The 2,717-nt window shown below is 55.9% G+C and carries 2 protein-coding genes; one reads left to right on the top strand and one right to left on the bottom strand.

Annotation, left to right across the window (positions count from 1 at the left end; genetic code table 11):
• The first annotated feature begins 635 nt into the window (after positions 1–635).
• Complete coding sequence (locus BMON_RS09060; protein WP_081883037.1) at positions 636–1,697, top strand: aminoglycoside 3'-phosphotransferase; 1,062 nt, start codon at positions 636–638, stop codon at positions 1,695–1,697.
• Positions 1,698–1,782: 85 nt separating this feature from the next.
• Here the strand turns inward: BMON_RS09060 and BMON_RS09055 are convergent, their stop codons facing one another.
• Entirely contained in the window at positions 1,783–2,148 is a 366-nt protein-coding gene (locus tag BMON_RS09055) for a P-loop NTPase family protein (RefSeq protein WP_051918058.1), read from the bottom strand.
• Between the last annotated feature and the right edge of the window lie 569 nt (positions 2,149–2,717).

The following is a 2,717-nucleotide window of genomic DNA, read 5'->3' as shown; positions in this document are numbered from 1 at the left end:
AAAGGCTCTTATCCATATATATTCATTGACGGGACCGTTTCATAAGGAGAAACGATCCACACAAAAACCCCGACACCATTCAAGCCCCCCAGGGCACCCCACGAAAACGCGGGGCAGGCATCGGACTGGCAATCATAATTGACTATAAAAAGTAGTACAAATACGCTCTTGAGTTCTCAAACCACCACCACACCAACAACTTCGGCAACCTTGAAGATTTCTTGTCGCTGTCAGGCAGCAAGGAAATAATTTACACGAACCATGGCCTCAACGCAAATCGCCCTTCGCTTGAATCGGCTCATGCCTTGCGCTCATTGACATCCTACGGCGTGTCGTTTTTCCTCCTAATCCACAGATTCGATGATATGTGTTCCCGAAAGCCACTCATATTCGTCGAAGAATCTTGCGATCAGCCATCCCCCGGGCGTGTCGGAGACTCGACGCATGCACCAGGACCCCATGATCGCCCATTGAGCTCCGGGAACCTCGCGAGCGCGCAGCGGTTCCCCGTTACCCTCCATGTGCACGGCTTGGTCTCCATGGCCATACCGTACCATTGTCATCGCTGAGGATCGAAGCATTCCCTCGCCAGATAACAACGCCTTCATCGCCGTATCCTTTCGAAAGCCGATGCCATGAAGCTCTCTCCCATACCCACGGACCCTACAAGCGTCGCCCAGGTCTTTCCCGAATCCCTCGCTCATGTTGTTCGAGGTCGGAAAGTGTACGACACCAGTTCCTCTCCCGAGGCCAGGGTGTATCGGGTGGATATGGATGACCGCCGTCTGTTCATCAAAACATCATCGCAAGGGACACTCTCGGCAGAAGCCACGATGACCCGCTATGTCCACGGTCTTGGGCTATCGGGGGAGGTGGTGTTGTATGAGACGCTTCCGACGCCCGATAGTTCGTCCGGTAATGGGGTCACTCAGCGAGACTGGCTCATCACCGGTGCCGTATACGGTTCGGACTGCACGGACGACACTTATCTCGCCGATCCGGAACGCCTCTGTGAGATGATGGCCGACATACTGCACCTGCTGAGCGAGCAGCCGGTACACGGTTGTCCCGTCGCACACAGAACCGACGATTACCTCACCCACGTCTGGAACCGATGCTCCCGCATGCTGTCCGAGATGAAGGAAGATGACAATCCGAATAGGCATGACGGTCCCGTCGACGGCATCCCTCACGGGGCGCTTTTCGACGTCCACTACTACACCAATCGCTTCGGTGACGCATCGGTGCAGGACATCGCCGAAGTGTTGCGGCGATATCGCCACTCACTGACCACGGATACCCTGATCCACGGTGACTTCTGCCTGCCGAACATCATACTTGACCATTGGCGGTTCAGCGGTTTCGTTGATTTGGGTGGTTCCGGCGTCGGCGATCGGCATATTGATGTGTTCTGGGCCTTGTGGACACTGCAGTACAATCTGAAGACCCATGAGCATGACGATAGATTCCTGGATGCGTATGGACGCGACCGCATCGACCCCGATGCATTACGAGCGGTCGCCGCGGCTGAGGTGTTCTCCCGACAAGCCGATAATGATCATTACGTCAGATCCGGTGGTTCATGCCGTTCCGCTGCTCTTCCGAGTCGGCGTCGTGCCACGTGGTCCATGCCTTCAGAGCGGCACTTCTTCAGTCCTACACTCCGAGATGCTGCATGCCTTCAAATCTGTCATTAATTCCGATGCTACATTCCTTGAGTCGCGTATTCCTTCAAATCTGTCATCCCTTCAAATCTGTCATCCCTTCAAATCTGTCATCCCTTCAGATCGTATGTTCCTGCAGGTTCGTGATATGCGCGGTGTAGTGCGTCAGTTGGCGCTGGTTTCGGATACTCACCGTCTTCTCCTGGTAGCGCCGGTCGATATCCCGGTACCATCGACGATGCTCGGCATCTCGTCCTTGATGGAGCACCCACCACACGAATGCCACATCAAGGTGTTCGATGCATCCGTCGCTCATCGACGGTCGCGACGCACCGTGAAATTTCACGAACCGACGCATCACTCGCCAGAGACAGGCCCATCGGTTGAACCGCAACAGGACAATGGCGTCGGCGGCGTCCAGGCGTTCGTCGAGGTACAACCGCGAATAGTTGCCGTCAATGACCCACGATTCATGCTCACCCATAAATGCACGGGCGATGCGGCATTGTTCGTCAAAAGATCACTCACGCCATCGCGATTGGAATTGGACCGTATCAAGATGCAACACCGGTAGAGATCGTTCGTCGCCGAGGTACCGAGCTAATGTGGATTTACCACTCCCGCTATATCCCATCATCGCAATTCTCATAACGGCAGAGGATATCAGCCACCACGGAGGACGCTCGTTGGGGAACCTGTGCAGGCCGATTCCCGGAACCGTGCAGCGCATCAGCTGCGACGTGAAAGAGTACGATCGATGAGCCGCCACCTCCATGATGACAGTCGTCTTGCGATCCGCCAGGGGTTCATGGAAAGCCAGGACTAGGAAATCCATACAAGGGGTGAGTCGGCACGAATCAATCGACCGTCTTCGTTGGTGGTTTGTGGTGTGTTCATGGCAGGCCCGCCGTGCAACGGTCCGTGCGCCGCGTGCGGATGGCGATGCCATGCGGCATACCCCCGGATATACGAATGGATCCCGACGGGCATCCAAGCCCGCCGGGATCCATCCAACGTGTAATGCGGCGGCGCGCTACTCTCCCACACCCTGTC

The sequence above is a fragment of the Bifidobacterium mongoliense DSM 21395 genome, from assembly GCF_000741285.1.
Classification (GTDB): Bacteria; Actinomycetota; Actinomycetes; order Actinomycetales; family Bifidobacteriaceae; genus Bifidobacterium; species Bifidobacterium mongoliense.
Note: the sequence above shows the minus strand (reverse complement) of the source record. Positions and strands in the feature narration are given on the sequence as shown.